At 59.5% G+C, this 776-nt stretch carries 1 pseudogene; it reads left to right on the top strand.

The features are described from left to right. Positions 1-78: 78 nt before the first annotated feature. Positions 79-261: pseudogene (locus TR36_RS15180) on the top strand (SufE family protein); the annotation flags it as partial. Positions 262-776: the final 515 nt, after the last annotated feature.

Here is a 776-nt window from a genome sequence, read left to right as displayed (position 1 = left end):
TGCGGTTGAAAAGCGTGACAGGCTGGACCTTTGGGCTTGGGCGTCTTACCTCTCACTCCGAAGAACCGGAGGGCGACCATGGCCACACAGGCATTTGAAGACATCGCGGATACATTCGAATTTCTTGATGACTGGGAAGACAGGTATCGCCACGTCATCGATCTGGGCAAGGCAATGCCCGAAATGAACGACGCGCTGAAGGCACCTGCGACCAAGGTAGATGGCTGTGCCAGCCAGGTCTGGATCCACCCGCGTATTGAAAATTCAGAAACCATTTTATCTACGGAAGCCGAAATGCAGCAGACTATCCAATCCTACAGGGTTCCGGGGCTTTGCATCCGTGATATCAGCCTGCCCGTACCGCTTGACTGGTCCAACCCGGACGGCGAGGCGATCGATCTGTTCGCGCGTGAGGTGGTGCTGGCGGAACACGCGACAAAGGACCTGCCGCTGCTGATTTTCCTGCAAGGGGGTCCGGGGTGCAAGGGGCCGCGCCCGGTTCTGGGCCGGAATGCTTGGTTTGCCGAGGCGTTGAAATCCTACCGCGTGATCCTGCTTGACCAGCGCGGAGCCGGACGGTCCAGCCCCGTGACCGGCGCGCGCATCGCGAAATTTCCGGGCGGTGAGGCCGGGGGTGCCTACCTGCCATCATTATGCTCGGGGGCATCGAACCTGATACGGGCGTCAAAATCCCAACCGACCATCATGATGGAGCTTTGCGCCCGCATCATCGCCTCCCGGGCGGCGGTGAAATAATCCGCAGCATCGATGATCAC

This window comes from Falsirhodobacter sp. alg1 (assembly GCF_000739715.2).
GTDB lineage: Bacteria > Pseudomonadota > Alphaproteobacteria > Rhodobacterales > Rhodobacteraceae > Falsirhodobacter.
This window is presented reverse-complemented; position numbering and strand designations above follow the sequence as displayed.